Source organism: Paenibacillus sp. B1-35 (assembly GCF_050474385.1).
In the GTDB taxonomy this organism is placed as follows: domain Bacteria; phylum Bacillota; class Bacilli; order Paenibacillales; family Paenibacillaceae; genus Paenibacillus_B; species Paenibacillus_B alvei.
Window position 1 is genome coordinate 1,208,957 of sequence record NZ_JBCHVJ010000001.1, and the last position, 19,334, is coordinate 1,228,290.

Annotated in this window: 13 protein-coding genes; 3 read left to right on the forward strand and 10 right to left on the reverse strand. The window is 46.8% G+C overall.

From position 1 onward, the window contains the following. The 8 genes from ACQ5BJ_RS05075 to leuC form a co-directional block, all read right to left on the reverse strand. The gene (locus ACQ5BJ_RS05075) at positions 1–3,939 is read right to left on the reverse strand and encodes a dynamin family protein (RefSeq protein ID WP_430108925.1); all 3,939 of its coding nucleotides are present in this window, start codon (positions 3,937–3,939) and stop codon (positions 1–3) included. Positions 3,940–4,045: 106 nt separating this feature from the next. Further along, positions 4,046–4,318: a hypothetical protein gene (locus tag ACQ5BJ_RS05080; RefSeq protein WP_005547068.1), complete on the reverse strand. Its 273-nt coding sequence runs from the start codon at positions 4,316–4,318 to the stop codon at positions 4,046–4,048. Continuing rightward, entirely contained in the window at positions 4,318–5,013 is a 696-nt protein-coding gene (gene nth / locus ACQ5BJ_RS05085; RefSeq protein WP_005547066.1) for an endonuclease III, read from the reverse strand. Before nth ends, ACQ5BJ_RS05080 begins: the two co-directional genes overlap by 1 nt. A 101-nt stretch (positions 5,014–5,114) precedes the next feature. Beyond that, on the reverse strand, positions 5,115–7,883 hold the full coding sequence (locus tag ACQ5BJ_RS05090) for an S-layer homology domain-containing protein (protein WP_430108928.1): 2,769 nt from the start codon (positions 7,881–7,883) through the stop codon (positions 5,115–5,117). A gap of 127 nt (positions 7,884–8,010) precedes the next feature. Further along, positions 8,011–8,610, reverse strand: a complete 600-nt coding sequence (locus ACQ5BJ_RS05095; RefSeq protein ID WP_005547062.1) for a GerMN domain-containing protein — start codon at positions 8,608–8,610, stop codon at positions 8,011–8,013. A 64-nt stretch (positions 8,611–8,674) separates the two neighbouring features. Next, a complete protein-coding gene (locus ACQ5BJ_RS05100) occupies positions 8,675–10,162 on the reverse strand; it encodes an N-acetylmuramoyl-L-alanine amidase (RefSeq protein ID WP_430108931.1) in 1,488 nt (495 codons plus the stop codon). Positions 10,163–10,731: 569 nt separating this feature from the next. Then, positions 10,732–11,343 carry a 3-isopropylmalate dehydratase small subunit gene (gene leuD, locus ACQ5BJ_RS05105; protein WP_005547058.1) on the reverse strand — a complete coding sequence of 204 codons (612 nt, stop codon included), beginning with the start codon at positions 11,341–11,343 and terminating at the stop codon, positions 10,732–10,734. A gap of 14 nt (positions 11,344–11,357) precedes the next feature. Next, positions 11,358–12,782 (reverse strand): 3-isopropylmalate dehydratase large subunit, encoded by a 1,425-nt coding sequence (gene leuC / locus ACQ5BJ_RS05110; RefSeq protein WP_430108934.1) that lies wholly within the window; start codon positions 12,780–12,782, stop codon positions 11,358–11,360. Between the two features lie 147 nt (positions 12,783–12,929). On the opposite strand from leuC, the gene ACQ5BJ_RS05115 reads away from it, so the two are divergent. After that, positions 12,930–13,874 carry a LysR family transcriptional regulator gene (locus ACQ5BJ_RS05115; RefSeq protein WP_262866619.1) on the forward strand — a complete coding sequence of 315 codons (945 nt, stop codon included), beginning with the start codon at positions 12,930–12,932 and terminating at the stop codon, positions 13,872–13,874. A gap of 100 nt (positions 13,875–13,974) precedes the next feature. Here the strand turns inward: ACQ5BJ_RS05115 and ACQ5BJ_RS05120 are convergent, their stop codons facing one another. Together ACQ5BJ_RS05120 and ACQ5BJ_RS05125 are read right to left on the reverse strand one after the other, a co-directional pair. After that, the gene (locus ACQ5BJ_RS05120) at positions 13,975–15,816 is read right to left on the reverse strand and encodes a glycoside hydrolase family 3 protein (protein WP_430108937.1); all 1,842 of its coding nucleotides are present in this window, start codon (positions 15,814–15,816) and stop codon (positions 13,975–13,977) included. A gap of 89 nt (positions 15,817–15,905) precedes the next feature. Then, positions 15,906–16,763: a carbon-nitrogen family hydrolase gene (locus ACQ5BJ_RS05125; protein WP_005547045.1), complete on the reverse strand. Its 858-nt coding sequence runs from the start codon at positions 16,761–16,763 to the stop codon at positions 15,906–15,908. Positions 16,764–16,942: 179 nt separating this feature from the next. Here ACQ5BJ_RS05125 and ACQ5BJ_RS05130 point away from each other — a divergent pair, with 179 nt between their 5' ends. Together ACQ5BJ_RS05130 and ACQ5BJ_RS05135 are read left to right on the forward strand one after the other, a co-directional pair. Then, positions 16,943–17,446: a hypothetical protein gene (locus ACQ5BJ_RS05130; protein ID WP_005547043.1), complete on the forward strand. Its 504-nt coding sequence runs from the start codon at positions 16,943–16,945 to the stop codon at positions 17,444–17,446. Positions 17,447–17,583: 137 nt separating this feature from the next. Beyond that, on the forward strand, positions 17,584–18,777 hold the full coding sequence (locus tag ACQ5BJ_RS05135; protein WP_005547041.1) for a pyridoxal phosphate-dependent aminotransferase: 1,194 nt from the start codon (positions 17,584–17,586) through the stop codon (positions 18,775–18,777). Positions 18,778–19,334: the final 557 nt, after the last annotated feature.

Consider the following 19,334-nt stretch of genomic DNA (forward strand, 5'->3'; position numbering starts at 1 on the left):
CTAAAATTCATCTCTTTCGTTTGATACTTTATCGGCAGATATTACCTCTTCCATGGCGCTCATCACCGCTTGAAGCAGACCTTCATCGACATCTGCCTGTAAAGCGCTGCTTAATCTTTCCATATATCGATCCAACGCTTCAGAAAGTTCCGTGTAGGACTTTTGGACAACTTGGTGATAATGCGTGAGCATATGCTTGATGAATCGCTCCCGATGCTCCTCTGTCGCCTGCTTGACAGCCTGCATCGTCTGAAGCTCTAATGCCTGCCTAAGCTCACTGCGGCCATTGCCTTCAAAGAATGCCTTGCTATTACGGAAATAGCCTCGAATCCAGCGTGCTGTAACATTCGGCAAGTTAATCTCACCGGATACCTCAGGGGTTGGCCAAGCAGTCATAGCTTCTTCTGTAGGCGAGTATCCAGGCAACTGCTCCGTGATTGTCTGCTGGAGGCGATTACGATAGCTCGTTACAAGTTTCTTTGCGCTTTGCTCCATTCGCAGAGAAGTTGCATACAATTCATTCGCAAGCTCCTTGGTAAATATGCGGCTCCATTCTACATAACAGCGCTGCAAAGAACTGTCGATATTACGATCATCTCTGCGCAGCGAAGCCGGGTTGAACGCATGTGAGAACATATCGCCAAAGCGGAACTGCAGCCGCTGGCTCACATGATAAAGCAATTCATCTGCTTCTTGGCGGAATGCACTTGTCTCATCACGCTTTAGCCACTCCGAACAGCTGCTGTGGGCTTGTTCAACCAAGTTCTGATAGCGGAGCAATTCCCGCTCGCGCTCTGCAGCATCAGCGTGAGAGGCGTCCCACATGGCCTTCAACTGCTTAGCTGCCCTCTCCAAGCTGATTTGGGCAGAATGGATGCTGAGTTGACTTAGTTCATTGCCTGCGAACTGCAGGAACGACTGCTCGAACGCTTCTATCCCTGACTTTTCAATCTTCTCGGATTGTGCCTGCTGTTTGCCTTCCAAGGCCTGCAAGCTGGATATCGGAAATAGACGGGGATTACGTACGCCGAACTCACGCAGTCTATCCTCTACATAATCAAGCACGCTTGAAAGCTCTTCTGGAGAAGCGGCTAGATCCGATGCGTTGACAACGAAGAACATTTTATCCAGCTCGAAGGCATCCTTGACACGGCCAAGTTGGGTAAGAAATTGCCGATCTGCTTGTGAAAAAGCGTGGTTATAGTACGTCACAAACAAAATGATATCGGCTTGTTTCATATACTCAAATGCAACACCTGTATGCCTTGCATTAATTGAGTCTGCACCTGGTGTATCTACGAAGACGAAGCCTTGTCTCGTGAGCTCGCTGTCAATAAATAGATCAATACGTTCAACAAAGGCTGAACGAGATTCATCGCTTACGAATAAGCGATATTCTGCTTCATCGACCATAAGCTCCTGGCCCAATAGGCCTCGAGCCTTATCGATTCCCCGCTTCACAGCCTGGATGAAGCGGTAGTAAGGGCGCCCGGAAGGATGAATCGTCTCCGGGCGAATCCGGGCGAGCGCATGCAGCGCTTCCTCCATCTCCATGGTGGAAGCACTCGGCTCGCCCAAGGTTTCCAGCGCGTAGCGAAGGTCATCCAGCAGCTTCGCTTCGCGCTTCATCGTTACGCGCGCCGTGCCATGCGGGTGCGCGTCTGTTGCAGCAGCGATTGTATTAATCGCAGCTGTCGTCGGGTTGGGCGATACCGGGAGAGCGTTCTGCCCGATAAGGGCATTTGCGAATGATGATTTCCCGGCGCTGAAGGCCCCGAATAACGCTACTGTGAAGCGGTTCTCAACTAGCCGTTTGGCCTTGTCGCGCATCTCTGACGCAAGCATACGCATCGAATCCAGCTGTTCAAGAACGCCTGCTGCTTGTTCGAGCTTTCCAGCCGTATCTGTCAGCCTACGACGGACTTGTCTAGGTGCTTCCGAATTTTCAATTGGCTGCTGAGAGCTTCCGGATACCGTTGTACCATGCTCATAAAGCCCTTGTGCTGATCCATATCTACTTGCATAGGCTTGCGCATATTCATCCTGCTCCTCACTTGTTCTGTTACCATCATCATCAGACAGCTCCAGCCACGACTCAACGATTGCCTGTTTATCAGAGCGTTTCACCGCTTGAGCAGAACTGCCAAGCCTATTGACAGCATTAGAATTGCATTCTGCATTGTTCATCGACTGCGATACCGAGTGGCCGCCTTTTATTTTCTGCTTGCTGCTCGCTTGCTGCTTCACGCTAAGAACATCTGGAAGCAGACCGTTCCATCCATGCTGCTGCTTATCGGCTGGCAGCCACAATTCGATCTGACGAGCCAACTCCGCTTCCATTTGATCAATTGCCTGCAAGCTGCTCTCCAATTCTGTGTAATCAAGATGAAGCGACTTCATCTCTGCTAACTCTTTCTCTGCTTGCAAAAAATCATCTCGATATCGCTGGAGCTTGATCTTCAACAAAGGCTCTGCAACGGTCAGAGCAGCTCTGCGCAGTAAGGTTCGAGCTTCATCAGCAAGCGAGCGGCAATAATTCAAGTTATACTCTGGCGAGCCGCTTGCCCCTTCTGATACCGAAGCTGCCAGCCAGCTTTTGCCCAAATCAGGCAATGCGCTCTCCATAGCAGAAGATGCTTCTTGACCGTCCGCCCCAACCTCCTCAGCAAGTGCACGAATCATTTGGATGAGATGAACTTCTACATTCGCCCGCAATCCATCCTTCCATATGGATGTAAGAGCATTCAGACGTTGATTACGTTCCGTTTCCGTCTTCACTCCAGAGAATAAGAAGCCAACCTTGAAGCCTGGCTTGCGTGACTCTAAATATTGCTGTGCCTGATCACGCATAGCTGCAGGCGTCACATTTGCATTGGCAAGCAGCTGCTGTAGCTGCTTCTGAAACAGATCATTTACTTCCTCTTGTCGTGCTGTAAGCTCCGCAACTCGTTGTTCCGCTTGGCGCACTTGCTCCTTCCATGTCATCAAGGCAGCCTCGTCACCTATACGTTCAATGAATTGCTCACGCTTGCTTACATAAGGCTCCTTCAATAACTTGGCATGCGCTGCAATCATCTCGCATGCCGCACGCATAATGCCATAACGAACGAGCGGCAACCGTTCCATAGCAGCTTGGCGCACATAAGCTTCAAGCGCATTCCATTCATTAAGCGGATGTTCAGGCTGCTTAACAGATATGTAAAACACACCCTCAGGCTTAAGCTGCCACGCATCCAGTGCACTTTTCACATCCTGTTGATAGGATTCGAAGGTCAGCTCCTGCTCACGATGTTTATCAATCTGATTGACGATCCAAATAAGCGGCTTGCCCGCATCTGCAACTTCCTTTGCAAACGCAAAATTCGTCTCTGACTGCACATGATTATAATCCGTTACATAGAACACAATATCAGCCAGATGCATGGCTTCCTCAGTAGCCGCCCGATGAGCAGCATCTGTTGAATCGACCCCTGGAGTATCCAGCAGAGCGACTCCTTGCTCCATCCACTCAATTTCATCAAAGAGCACAACACGCTCTATGCCTATACCATCGCGGCATATCTCATCCAATTGCTCAAATTGGACAGGCTCCTCCTGTACTGATCCATCCCCTAACCGCCGAAGCACCCGTGCATGGCGCTCGCCATAACGGAGCGTAACTACATTTGCACTCGTTGGAATTGGGCTGGATGGCAGCAGCTGCTTGCCGCACAATGCATTAATCACACTTGATTTTCCTGCTGAAAAATGGCCGCAGAACGTAACCATCACGATCGATTCTTGCCATTTCTTCGCAAGTTCCAGCATCTTCTCGGCGTGCTGCACATCTCCCCTATGCTGCATCTGTTCCGCTGTATGCTTCAGCCATTTTCCGAGTTCCCCGCTGTCTTTCTCCGCAATGGCCGAATTGGTGTGCAACCTCGCATTCATCTTCTCCATTCACGTCTCCCTCGTCGCATCGATAACTAACAGAACGCCTAATATTATGCCTAGGCATAGAAAAAACCGAGTAATCGGCTTCCTCTTTTTGCCTTCTACTCGGTTTCTAGTGTACCATATTTTGCTGTTCAGGGAGAATGATTTCGAATTGTTCTCCGCGCTGCAGGATTGTAATTCCTGCATCCTTCACACGCATAACGACAACATCACGTTTTTGGCGCATACGTTCGACATACTGATCAGGGACTTGTCCAGCTGCATATACCGTAACACCGTCAATTTCACGTTCTTCATCCTCTTGAAGAGGTGTTTGCATAATTTTTTCATAAATATTAGAAAATTGTTCAAAATCATTCGTGTATACCGAAATACATTTCATCACGACCGACTCCCATCCACGTTCTTATATTTTCCAGTCTTTCTAGGTTTGGTCGCTTTCATACGTATTTTACCCTCTCGACAACTATCTAGCAGCGGACAAATGTCACATTGGGGGGATTGCGCTTTGCAATGATAACGTCCAAAAAAGATTAACCGGTGATGCGTGATTGTCCATTCTTCACGAGGAATTTTTCGCATCAGCTTCTTCTCCACTTCCAACACACTATCGTCTTCGTTAGCTAGTCGCAAGCGCTTGGAGACGCGCTCGACATGTGTGTCCACTGCCATTGCAGGCACACCGAAGGCGTTGGAAACGACCACATTGGCCGTCTTTCTGCCGACACCCGGAAGCTCTGTCAATTGAGCGTGCTCCCGAGGTACTTCACCACTGTATTTATCAATGAGAATTTGGCATAGCTTCTGAATATTTTTCGCCTTGTTGCGGAACAAACCAATTCGACGAATATCCGATTCCAGCTCTTCGAGTGGAACAGCTAAATAATCCTCCGGTGATTTATACTTTTGGAACAGCGTGGCCGTTACCTTATTCACCGTCTCGTCTGTACATTGGGCTGACAACAGGACTGCAATTGTCAATTCGAACGGATTGGAGTGAGTCAACTCGCAATGCGCATCAGGGTACATCTGAGCAATCGTATCGAGAATATGACGGACGCGGACACTTGTTGCCATCTAGGAGTCACCTCACCTTTCTATCCATTCTTCTTGACGGTTCACCTAAAAACCGCCTCACCCGCAAAGGTGAGACGGCTCGTAGTGAACCTAATCGTAGTTTAAGACACTTTCTCGATTTCAACAACCTGATCCTTAATCATATACAACATAATATCGGTATCTTCTTTAATGGAAGACAGGCTGATTTTCTCGCCCTTCGAATGAATAAATGCATTCGGATGAACATTGAATATATAATTATTTTCTGCCATGGTGCGTTTGACGTACAATTCACTCGTACTGGAATTATAACGCCAGAAGCTGCGCTTCACGCCGCTGATCAGCTTCACAACTGCAAGATCGCTTGTGTCCTTGCGCACCTCTACACGGTCTCCTTCTTTCAACGCGCTCAAATTCGATGTCGAGGAATTATCAACCTGAATTTGCGCGTTCTTGCCTACTTGGTGGACAGACAAAGAACCGCCATTGTCGCGCACACGAATCGAACCGTTGTTCGTATCTACAGACTCTACTCGACCGTATGTAACTTGAACTTGACGCACCTCCACGATAGAGCGTCCGTCCAATACAACATTGACATAGTCATTATCCTTCAAGTCTGCAATCTTGATCTTGTTGTTGTTCAAATCATAAATCGTTGCACTGCCTACATAGAATTCCTCGATTGTTGAACCGTTGGAGCGCAAGCGCATGCGATACTTCGCTGCATCACGAGACGCAACCTCAAACTGCAGGGTTTGACGAACGGCAAGTGATGTTACTGAAGACTGATCATCAGTGAAGTAAGCTACAATTGTATCACCATTATTCACATCATTCAATGAAACGCCGCTCTTTCCATATTTTTCAACACTAAGTGTGTTGCTCTTATACGGCAGCGTAACCGTCTGCCCATTGGCAAGCTTCATCGTCACCGTCTTAGCGGTTGAGCTAGCAAAGACAAACGTCCCTTCAAACTTGTTGACAAACTGCACAAGGAGCGCATTTTTGGCTGTATATTGAATGTTAACCTTACGCTTGCCATCTTTTAGTTGACTCGCGATATCATCAACTGCAACCTTAACTCCGTTGTTCTCAAAACGCGTTTCATTTGTCAACTTGAAAGCATGCGGCTCTTTGCGCTCGTCCATCACCATCAACAAATTGTTCCCTCTATCGTAATCTACAACCGTAGCTCCAATTAACATTTCGGCCTTCCGGTTCATGACCTTAATGTTCGTAACGAGATCATCGCTGTTTAGCGTTAATTCTACACGATCCCCGTATTCACCAGCTACGATATCATCGAAGGAAGGATTTTTCATGCCATCAATATCAATCGTTACTTCACGCGCAAGCAATTTCGCTTCCAACCTATTGTCTTCTTTTCGGATCGTAATGCTGGTTTTCGACGTACCTTTTTCATACAAGGTTCCCGTAATGGTCAATTGTTGAGCGTTCATCAATTCGATTTCAGTGATGACGCTATTCTTCACCGTATAATTGACTTTATCATTTTCCTTGAGACTGCTAAGCCCGGACAACAATTGATCCTTATACCGTACGTAAGCGCCCTCTGCAACCGTGTATGTTTCGCTTTCTCCACTCTCGGATTTGATCGTAACCGAACGGTTTTTAGCATCTACCGAAGTGATTGTCCCTTTAGCAGACTTATTGATTGGTCCCGATTTAATCTGCACCTCAATGATTTTGCGTTCATTCGTAAATGTCTCCCGCTTGATAATAAGCTCACTGTCCGTAACCAGCTTGGAAGGCTCGATCGTGTTGCCGCTGGCATCTTTGAATACTGTCGCGCTGCTGTCATACACAATATCAGACAATGCATCAGAGCCATCTCTCGTAAAGTACAGCTTCTTCTCTGAAGGCGCAACGTATCTCAGCTTAACGGTAGACGTCTCCACCTTCGGCTCTGCGTCAATCAATTCAATATAAGTCGCATTCCCCGATTGTACAACAACTCGGATTTTCATATATAACCCGATCTCGGAAGCCTTGATCGCCTGCTCGCTGTCTGTTTTATAGTACATCGTTTTGCTGTCGCAGCGGTAGGATACTGATTTGCCATCCTCCGTGTAGAGACGCATCTCTTGATCATTCATGCTCATTACATAACCGAGTGCCTCGGAAGCATGCTTCACCTTGTACACTTTTTCTCCGCGGCTGAAAAACGTTGCGAGCTGCGCACGGGTTACATTGCCTTGAGGATCAAAACGATTGCCGGTCAATCCAGTTGTCAATTCAAGATCAACTGCTGTGTTGACATAACCCAATGCAGTAGCACTAATTTTACTATTGTCAGCAAACGTTGTTTTTTTGCTCATCGCACGTTCCGCATCCGCTTGCTTGCCGACTGCACGAACCAATATTTTCGTTACCCATTCACGAGTTGCCTTCTTATCGCCCCATGCTTGCTTCTTATCTGGATTTGCAAGTTCATTTTTGTCCAAAAGTCCTTTTTGAAGTGCAAGAACGATATATGGCTTGAAATAAGTGCCTACTTTAAAATCAGCAGGAAGGGCTACGGAATCTGTAGAATTAAGTTCACCCTCCAGCCCCATGTAGCGAATAGCCATTGCGATCGCTTCTTGTTGTGTTACAGCATCTCCGGGACGGAACTTCCCGTTATCCCCCTTAAGAACACCCAATGCAGCAAGCTTATGTATATGTTTTTCTGCCCAATAACCAAGCTTAACATCGCTGAATATCGGACTTGTATTCGAGGTTGATGTTACTTGATTCGTCTTCGTAGCCGAATTCGACTCCGCTGCCATAGCAAATTGCATAGTTGTCAGCATCATGGATACGGCCAATAACGCACTTGTTAAGGCACGTGCTTTGCGCACACGTGGTTTTGTATTTGATTGCATGGTGCATCCCCTTCCACATAAATTTCCTCGTAAGATGTTCTTTTTCGACAAGAACAGGGGCAATTCCTGCCCCTGTTCTCGAATAATTACTGGTATTATTTTGTTTTTCTAACACGTTTCGTTCTTTTTAAGGACGCTTAATTGGATGATCCAAGGTTACATGTCCCATCAAGCTTTCATCTGATTTTCCGTCTACCAGAATATCAATTGCCTTTACTTCATCGAATTGGAACATCGTCTTCGTGAGAGACTCTAACGCGAACTGTTCGCCTCCAGCGCCAAGATGGCCCTCTTCCGTAATATGAATATCAATGACAAGCGTACCATTCTCCATTTTTACGGATTTAAAGTCGATGCTTTTCCATAATGGAATGTCCTTGTCATTATCAGACGATTGTAATGCTTCTAACGCAGCCTGATATTTTTCATTATCATTTGCAAACTGAATCTTCTTTTTGTAGCTTTTCAGCTCCATCAATTGGTCATCCGAAACGTAGACATCGAGCGTTTGCTCCTTTTTGTCAGCTTTGGATTCTCCATTGGTGTTGTTGTCTGTTATTGGCTGCTCAGGTTGTGTCGTCTCCCCGGACGGCTTTTCTGTCGTCGGTTGTTCTGCTGTTGGTTGATCTGGCTGAGCTCCATTCGTCGTTGGCTTTGCGCCACATGCACTTATAATTGTAATGGATAGTACTACTGCTGCCAGCGCCCACCATTTGCGTGTCTTCATCAATTATGACCTCCTTTACATCGTTCATAACGCTACAGTCTGCAAAAGGTTGCATTATCAGGAATCAGGATACGCCCAAATATTCTTTAATTCCTTTGACAATGTTCTCTGCAACGCGCCATTGGAACTGCTCATCGAACATCTGAGGTTCGTCATTCGTACTCGTTAAAAAGCCTATTTCGAGCAGAGCCGACGGCATCTTCGTTTCTCGAACGACATGGAGATCTCCAAATTTGATACCCCGATCCTTAAATTGCGTTCCATTCAATAAATTTTTATGCAACGTCTTGGCAAGTGCTTCGCTGCTCTTGTGATAATAGAACGTCTCCGTACCTGTTACAGAAGGGCTATTTTTCGCACTGTTTCCATGTATCGATACGAATATATCCGCACCAATTTTGTTCGCAAGCGATGAACGATCCGATAATTCAGGGAATGAATCGTCTTCGCGCGTCATAACAAGATTGATCTTTTCTTCTTTACGAAGTAACTCTCCGACTTTCAAGGCAAGTGCCAAAGTAAAGTCCTTTTCCGTCTTCTTGGTCAAGCTGATCGCACCGGAATCCTTGCCTCCATGACCGGCATCAATGACAACGGTATACGTACCATTCGGCTTATTTGGTGTAACTGGCGGTTTCGTTGTACCGCCATTGTTGTTGCCATTATTCCCGTCGGCTTGCGACAGCGCGATTGTTGTCAGACCTTGATCATTCAGTGTGACGTTGCCATTCAATGGATAGCTTGCATCGATTACGAAACGCACGGTGTTCGGTTTGTCACTGAACATTGCAAAGCGAATTCGCTGAACATCTGGGTAATCTGATACTACATATTCCCCTTGCCCATCCTGTTTGAAACTGTATTTCTCATAAAATTGATCCGAAAACACTGCATTCGGCAAGTCAATAACAACCCGGTCAGGGCTATCCATTGTCGTAATGCTCGGTCTTACATTATGATCTAATGCGATATGTAATTGGTTATTGTCAAATGAGAAATCCGTAACAACTGCATGATTGCTGTCTGGCTTCACTTGCTCTTCGCCAGAGCCTCCCGTATTACTGCCATTGTCTGATGACGAGTCATTGCCCGGATTGGTAGTTGGAGGCGTCACCACCTCTTCGGATGTAAACATATACACCGATTTGGTAGAATTATCCCAGTCTACCTTCAGCCCCATATTTTCGCCGATAAAACGAAGTGGGACAAGCGCAATATCGCTCTTAATAATCGGAGGTGCAACGAGTGTAACATCTTTGTTATCAACTGTCGCCGTCTTCTGATTGACGGTGAGATTCAAGCTTCTGCTATTATCATTTATAGCTACCGTCTTCGCCTTCTGATTCCAATCAACCTTATAACCCAACTCCTCGGAAACGACGCGAATCGGGACCATGACCGAATTGTTCAGCATTGAAATGTTCTCTGGCAAGGCCAAAGAATTCCCATTTAAGTACAAGCTTGTATCAGGCGCAGCTTGTCCCATCGAAGGAAACACTAAACATAACAGCATCAATAGCAATCCAACCGCAAATTTTTGTTTTTTCTGCATCTTCACCTCTACATCCTTTCGTCATGTTCCGCACTATTCTATTTGTCTATTAAGAACGGACGTATTATTAGACGTATAAAAAGTACAAAAGTTGCGTGTTTTCTACATTTTTTGGCTAAAAATAATCTGCTAAAATATCCCTCGTATTAAATGTAAAACACCTACTCCCCCATGGCAAGACAAAAGTTGCACATTTGAACATAAATATTAACAGGATACGTAACAACCAAAAATAGACGGTTCACTATTTCGTGCCTGATCATACAAAAAGTGCAAATAGAAAATGGGTCTACTGAACACATGCTACTTCTTTACTGCAGAAATAATGAAAACAGGGGTCTCCGCAGTTCATCTTACATTCCAGGTATTTGTTCCAGCATCTCCTCGGAAGGAATCGGCTCTTTAAAAGCACTGATCGAGCAAATTATTCATGTATGTAGCAACCTTTTGATCCGACATGCGCTTTACACAACTTGCCACACGAAAGCCAGCGACCTTGATCGCTAAAAAAAATCCCCGGTTCGCTACAGCGATCCAGGGATTTTATACACTGCTATCTTGCCGTTCAATTATACCATTGGGTAAGCAACACGGGCTGCGTTTGCAGCTTCGTATGCCGTAATTGCATCTTCATGCTTCAGTGTCAGTCCGATATCATCGAGACCTTGCAGCAAAAATTGACGGCGATGCTCATCCAAATCGAAGGCGTAGCTCAAGCCATAAGCATCTGTAATTGTCTTCTCTTCTAAATTCACTTCTAACCGATACCCTGCCTTCTCTGCAGCACGGCGAAACAGCTCATCAACCTGCTCTTCCGACAGCTTAATAGGTAAGATGCCATTCTTGAAGCAGTTATTGTAAAATATATCTGCGAAGGATGGAGCGATGACACAACGGAAGCCATAATCGAGAATCGCCCATGGCGCATGCTCACGAGATGAGCCGCAGCCAAAATTCGCGCGGGACAGCAGGACGGAAGCTCCATCATATTGTGGCTGATTCAACGTGAACGAAGGGATAACGTTGCCGTCCTCATCAAATCTCCATTCATAGAACAAGAACTGTCCGAATCCGCTCCGTTCAATACGCTTCAAAAATTGCTTCGGAATGATAGCATCTGTATCTACGTTGACCCGATCGACTGGGGCAACAAGACCATTCATGGATGTAAATGGTTGCATCGTTCGTTCCTCCCTTAGTTCAATACTTCCGCTTTAATTTCCCAATTGCGCACATCAACAAAGTGCCCCTTGATTGCCGCAGCTGCCGCCATTGCTGGCGATACCAGATGTGTACGGCCACCGCGCCCCTGACGCCCTTCAAAGTTGCGGTTGGAAGTCGATGCACAGCGCTGTCCTGGCTGAAGCACATCCGGGTTCATTGCGAGGCACATGCTGCATCCGGCATCGCGCCATTCGAAACCTGCATCCACGAATATTTGATCCAATCCTTCCTTTTCCGCTTGAAGCTTAACTCGACCAGATCCTGGAACGACGATGGCCGTGACCTTCTCATTTACCTTGTAGCCTCTAGCTACCTCTGCAGCTGCACGCAAATCTTCAATGCGCCCATTCGTACAGGAGCCGATAAACACGTAATCGACTGCAATATCAGTCATTGGCGTTCCAGGTTTTAAATCCATATACTCAAGCGCTTTCTCAGCAGCTTTGCGTTCATTTTCAGTTGCAAAATCAATAGGGTTCGGCACATTCGACGTAATATCGGTACCCATACCTGGGCTAGTTCCCCATGTCACTTGTGGGATTAGCTGATCCATATCCACTTCAACGACAAGATCATAAGCAGCCCCTTCATCCGTTACATAGCCCTTCCACTCTGCAATCGCGGCTTCGAAAGCCTCACCTTGCGGTACATATTGACGATCGCGCAAGTATTGGAAGGTTGTATCGTCTGGAGCGATAAGTCCGGCACGGGCACCCGCTTCAATGGACATGTTGCACACTGTCATTCTTTCTTCCATCGTTAATTCCCGAATTGCTTCACCTGTATATTCAATCACATAGCCTGTTGCAAAATCAGTCCCATTTTGTGCAATGAAGCTCAAGATCATGTCCTTCGCAGTAACGCCTGGCTTACGTTTGCCAACGAAGCGTACTTCCATCGTCTTCGACTTCGTTTGCTGCAAGCATTGAGTTGCAAGCACATGCTCAACCTCACTTGTGCCGATACCGAATGCAAGAGCACCGAATGCACCATGTGTAGATGTATGGCTGTCTCCGCATACAATTGTTTTTCCAGGATGAGTGAGACCAAGCTCAGGTCCCATAACGTGCACGACACCTTGGTCAATGCTGTTCAGGTCGAACAGAGTGACATCGAAATCTGCACAGTTCTGTGATAGGGTATCAATTTGCTGCTTCGAGATTGGATCTGCTATATTGAAGCGATCCTTCGTTGGTACATTATGATCCATCGTTGCAAAAGTAAGATCCGGACGTCTTACCTTGCGGCCGCTCATACGCAATCCCTCAAAAGCCTGGGGGGATGTTACCTCGTGCACCAAATGCAAATCAATGTACAAAATGCTCGGTTTGCCTTCCTCTTGAACAATGACGTGCCGATCCCAAATCTTTTCGTACATGGTCTTCTTTGTCGTCATTTCCTTCACCTCTCCGCGATTTTACGCTTCTCTCTCTATTTCTCTTGCCACCAAATATAGCATTTCCTTATTCATTGATCCAAGATATAATATCTATAAATATAATAGGTTTAACCTATAACAGTTCAATAAGGAGGATGAACGGACATGGAATTTAGACAGCTGCTCTATGCTGTACAAATTGCACAAGAGCGGAACTTCTCGCGGGCTGCGGAGAAGCTGCATATTGCACAGCCGTCGTTAAGCCAGCAACTGTCGAAACTGGAGAAGGAAATCGGCGTCCTTTTGTTTCAACGCACGACCAATTCAGTGGAACTAACCCATGCTGGAGAGGTATTTGTTGACCGCGCGCAGAAAATGCTCGATGCAATGGAACAACTCAAAAACGAAATGGCCGATATAAGCCAAACGAAAAAAGGAAAGGTTGTCATCGGGACGATGCCGATAACCGGCTCTCATATTCTCCCTCACGTGCTTCCGCAATTCCATCAGCGCTACCCGGCCATTGATTTAGTACTTGTTGAAGACACTTCAACTTCCAACCTTGAGCGAATGACTGCACAAGGCAAAAATGATCTGTGCCTGTTATCTTTGCCACTGACTGACGATTCTCTCACTTATCGGCCTGTAGTTGAGGAGGAGATTTTGCTCGCTGTACCTCCGCAGCACCGTCTTGCTGTCCAGCAAAGTGGGGGCTCCAAAGCAACTCCTGTTTCTCTATCCGATCTCCTTGATGAGCCCTTTATTTTATTGAAGCGCGGTCAAGGATTTAGACAAATTACCGTTCGGCTCTGCCAAGACGCCGGTTTTACACCAAATGTTGTGTTCGAAAGCACAAATATTGAGACCGTACAATCCCTTGTAGCTGCTGGGATGGGTGTCGCTTTAGTGCCGTCATTTATCGCAACTGCTCCACGAAGTGAGTTCGTTCCGGCATATATCCCGTTGACAGGCAGGCCCTCCCGCACACTCGTCATCGCTTATCGAGAAGGCCGCTATATGTCGCATGCGGCAGAAGCCTTTATGCAAACCTTAGAGGAGACGATTACTGCCCGCTTCGGCTCACGCGCTCGTGCCGGGGAATCCATGTAGTACTATGGTGGCGAACTGAATCCTGTCGTGCAATGCGTTCGTTATGTTCTCGCAATCCGGACTAGGCCATACGGATAAATGCTGGCTGTCCGTTAATCTATCACTTATCCGTTACCGGCAACTGACCGAAGGCAGAGGCGCGTCCAAGCAGGATACGGGCGGCCATCCGCACATTTCGTTCTGTTAGACCATAAGTGGCGTAGCCGACAGGAGCGTTCCTCAACACTTGAACATCATAAGGGAGACCCGCTGCAATTACTGCAACAGGCTTTTTTTGCTGTTCTAGTTGAGCAAGGAGGCCCGTAATTGCCTCGACGCTTCGCGGCTGTCGGTATATATCGTTCGTCACAATAATCACAGCATCTGCGGAGCGAATTTGAGCAGCTAAGTTCTTATCTTTCAGCTTACCTATTTCACAAGTTACCGAATATGTTCGTTGCGCAATCGCATTCCTGGTTGCCGGTGAAGATGCCCCGTTGTACGCTGATTCACCTGGCTTCAACAATTCTGCTTGCAGCGCCTGCTGCATAAGTTCCAGACTGCGATCATCATGACCTACTAGCAGCACCTTATTCATCGTTGAGGTAATTAACTCATGCGGCTGCTCGCTTGGCATTTGTGCCCCCCAGCCTGTAATTGCATGCTCTGCAATGCGATCCATCAGTTTATCCGCTTGATTGGACGCAATATACAGCTTTGCCTTTTCAATCGCTTGATCCACATTCATCCGCGAAGCTCGCTTAGCGTCCATAATCTTATAAGCAAGCTTCAATTGCAAGATGCGGCGAACACTGTCATCAATCCGTTCCTTACTAAGAGTCCCCTTTGTAACCGCCTTGCGAATAGCAGCAACGGCCTCATAGGGCTTAGGAGGCATAAGCAGAATATCTGCCCCTGCCTGAATCGACATCACAGCTGCTTCTTCTGAGCCAAAGTTATCCGCTATCGCCTTCATATTGAGTGCATCTGTTATGATCACACCCCGAAACTTCAATTGATTGCGCAGTATCTCTGAAAGCACGCGGGAAGATAAGGTTGCAGGCAGCATGATCGCTGAACCATCTTTTCGTGAGGTTGCTGTCTTCGGTTCTATTTGAGGAACTTGAATGTGGGCCGACATGATCATGTCCACCCCTTTTTCTATGGCAGCTTTGAAGGGAAGCCACTCCACTTGCTCAAACCGCTTCAATGTATAGGGAAGCTTCGGCAAGCCGACATGTGAGTCTGTGCGTGTAGAACCATGACCAGGAAAGTGTTTTACAATTGCAGGCAATCCACTCTTATGTGCCCCCTCGACATAGGAGCGAACAAACGCGGATACCTGATCAGGCTCAGAACCGAAGGAACGCAGTCCAATAACTGGATTGAATGGATCATCATTCACGTCAGCGACTGGAGCGAAGTTAAGGTTGAAAAAAAGATGGCGTAGCATCTTCCCCATTTCAAACGCAGTTTCAGAAGCGAATCGGGGATCCCCGGTCGCAGCAATTGCCATATTGCCATTCCAATCGCTGACGAATGGTATGCGATTCACTGCACCACCCTCCTGATCCACTCCAATCCATAGAGGAAGTTGCGAGGAGCGAAGCATTTGCAAGTTATTCGTAATCGTTTGCTCCACGCTCTTGATGTCGTCTTTGAATAAGATAACCCCCCCTGGTGCCAATTGCGTCACAAGTTGGGATACAGGAGTCGAGGGTCGCTCTGCAGCAAGCGCAGATAGATCAAGCAGCAGCATTTGACCAATTTTTTCATCCAACGTAAGCTTTTGCAGCCACTGCTCCACCTGAATGCCGTCCTCTGCCCCCTCCTGCCCTACCTTCTGCTCGATTGATTCACGACTTTCCTTAGGGGAAATTGAATTCAGTTGTACTTGAGGAGCCTCCCCAAGCAGTAACTTTACTGTATTAGCCCCATATCCCGACCAGATTAGAAGAGTCAAGCAGACCGCACACAAGGGGATAAGAAAAAGGATAACCCTGCGTCGTGCGAGCATCTTCTCGTTTCGCTTATGCCTCTCTTTTCTTGACATCATAGATGATCGGATTTGAAAGTATTTCCATAAGTTGCGAAAGCAGATTGATATAGCGATTCTCTTCGATCCGCGAACACAGGAATTCTACTACGTACCTCTGTTACAAGTGGTAAAGCAATTGGTGCTTGAACCAATGCTTCCTTTTCCCCAGCAGCAGCGATCGTCTCTCCCCACGGATCAATAATTGCGGAATGACCGAAGAAAGTAGTTTCTTGTCCGTTAACTCCCTTGCTTGTGCCTACCCGATTGCAGGCTACTACATACATCTGATTTTCGATCGCTCTTGCCATCAATAGCGTATTCCAATGATGGAGACGCGGATGCGGCCATTCTGCCGGGACAAAAAGAACCTCCGTACCTTGAAGCGCCATTGTACGGGACCACTCTGGGAACCGAAGATCGTAGCAGATGATTACACCGCACTTCACACCGTCCAGCATGAACGTCCCCAGTCCATTCCCTGCAGACAGATAAATATGTTCATCCATCAACTGAAACAGATGAACTTTGTCATAGGTACTGACAATATCACCGTTTCGACTTGCCACATATACGCGATTATAAATCTGATTCCCTTCACGCACAGATACTGAGCCGCCGACAATATTTACTCCATAACGCGCAGCAAGCATGGTAAGCATCTGCTGCGTCTGTTGTCCATTTACGTCTGATATATCCTGAATACGTTCAAGTGCATAGCCCGTATTCCACATTTCCGGAAGCACAATCACATCGGGTTTATTTTCTCTATCCATTGCCTTGCCGATCAGATGAAGCACGCTCTCCATATTTTTGTCCGGCTCGCCGATTGCTACATCCATTTGTATCGCACACACATTCCACAATTCTTTCATTGCATTCCCTCCTCCATATCGGCATTTCGAATACACTTTCATTTTCGTAGCACTTTCTACCATTCATCATACCTTTTCATGGAATGGAGTCAAGATGGGCAATGTAAGGAAGTAAGCGGAAATGAAAGAATATACACGAACAATAACTCCAGCACAGTCTTGAAAGGATGAAATGTATAATGCGTATTCCACGTATGGTCAAGTGGGCCCTAACAGTCTCTATCTTCCTTGTTTGCAGTACGAGTATGTTGAATAAGCCTATTATATTTGCATGGGCACCAAATGAAGGCAGTGACTCAACAGCAAGTTCCCCTATCCAATTGTTCGATATTAAGGCTCAGCGAATTGTCAAGACGTTCCCGAACAATAAGGAATTTCAAGCAACTGCAGCGCAATGGATCAAGTCCATAACTGGCCCATCCCCACAGCTTACAATTGGACATCAATGCGGGTATATTGTGCGAATCCCTTTAACATCCCCGGCTGATGTCGTCCTCCCTAGAGAGACCGTGCAAGTGAAAGATGTATTTCTTATCTATTGTCCAGAGAAAGAGCCATTACTTCTCGTGTTCTCCAAAGAACGCAAGCCTTATTTATTGCGAATCAACATCGATGTTAAGCCATTTATACAGCAGTTGCTAACTACAGAACCGACAGGAAAGGCTGAAAAATCGAGCGGATAAGTTGTATTTAAAGAAAAACCGCATGTAAGTCACGGAAATCGATGAAAAAAAAGGTATACACTTCAGTGGAAACATGCTAAATTATCGTTATTATTTTGATAACCGATAACGAATCAGGTTGCTGGAGTGGATGAGAAATGTTAGATGAATCGTACCGTTCGATCTCAATTAGGCCGGCAGAACGCATGGATCGGCTTCCTAAGCAATTCTTTGCCCAGCTTGTAGAGCGAACGAACGCCCGTATCGCTGCCGGTCATGATGTAATTAATCTAGGACAAGGGAATCCGGATTTGCCCACTGCTCCTCATATTGTAACTGCTCTGCAAGAAGCGGCCGCTGATCCAATCAATCACAAATATCCTCCTTTCAGCGGGCATCGTTACTTAAAAGAAGCAATAGCCCAGCGGTACAAAGAAGATTACGATGTGGTTCTGGATCCCGACACTGAGGTAGCCGTATTGTTCGGCGGCAAAACCGGACTAGTGGAAATTAGTCAAATTCTGCTGAACTCAGGAGATGTCTGCCTCGTTCCGGATCCCGGTTACCCGGATTATTGGTCAGGTGCGGCCCTTGCCGGTGCTGAAATGGTCATGATGCCATTGCTTGAAACGAATCAATTTCTGCCGGATTACGGACGAATCACAAAGCAGCAACTAGAACGTGCCAAGCTGATGTTCCTCAACTATCCGAACAATCCAACGTCCGCTGTAGCAAGCCATACTTTCTACAAGGAGACCGTACAGTTTGCAGCCCAGCATAACATCGTTGTAGCCAGTGATTTCGCTTATGGAGCAATCGGATTTGACGGTAAACGGCCGGTAAGCTTTCTTCAGACACCTGGTGCAAAGGACGTGGGAGTCGAATTCTATACCATGTCGAAAACGTACAACATGGCTGGCTGGCGCGTTGCATTTGCAGTAGGCAATAAGGAGCTAATCCGACTGATCAACCTTATGCAGGATCACATGTATGTCAGTCTCTTCGGGGCGGTCCAAGCAGCTGCCGCTGCGGCATTAACGCAATCACAGCAGTCGGTTAGAGCGTTATGCGCGATCTATGAGAAGCGAAGAAATGTGTTCTTTAAAGAACTGCATCGCATCGGCTGGGAGGCTGTTCCATCCGCTGGCTCATTCTTTGCATGGCTCCCTGTGCCGAAGTCATACACTTCAGCTGAATTCGCTGATTTTCTGCTTGAGCACGCGAATGTTGTTACCGCACCTGGCATCGGATTTGGTCAGCATGGAGAAGGCTATGTCAGAGTAGGTCTACTTGCGACTGAGGAGCGTTTATGCGAAGCTGCCGAACGAATTGGAAGACTTTCTCTGTTTTAGGTCTGTCCTTTTGTCCTTCTCTTATAGGTAAGCAATTATGCCGCGATGGCCGGTTAAGTATCTTTCGTACCTTCTATTTAAAGGAATCTTCTGTCACCTGCCTTTATACGATAGGCGCCTTCTTTACTCCGTTGGAATCACATGGTATTCTATTCGTAATACACTCATTGCTTTAATCGAGCAGCGGGTGCCAGAGTATGAATACCTTATCGTGATGACAGGACCAGTACGTAATGAAGGTCGCGTTCAGAGAGCGGAATGCCATAGGCTGCAAGCATCCGCCGCAGAGCCGTTACAGAACCTATCCTTGAGCGGTCAGCATAAGCGTCTTGACGTGAAGCTGAACGGATGCCTCCGTTATAGGCGATCAAGCAGGATGGTTTCTGACGTATAGCGGATCTGTGCACGACAGCAGTTCAGGTATATGCTCTAGGAACCCTCAATGAAGGTGGTACCGCGGAAGTGTGACTTTCGTCCTTTAGAGGACGGGGGTCTTTTTTTATACCAATAACCGCTTCCTTCTATCCTTCATCGGACTTCCCTTGGTCGTATCAACA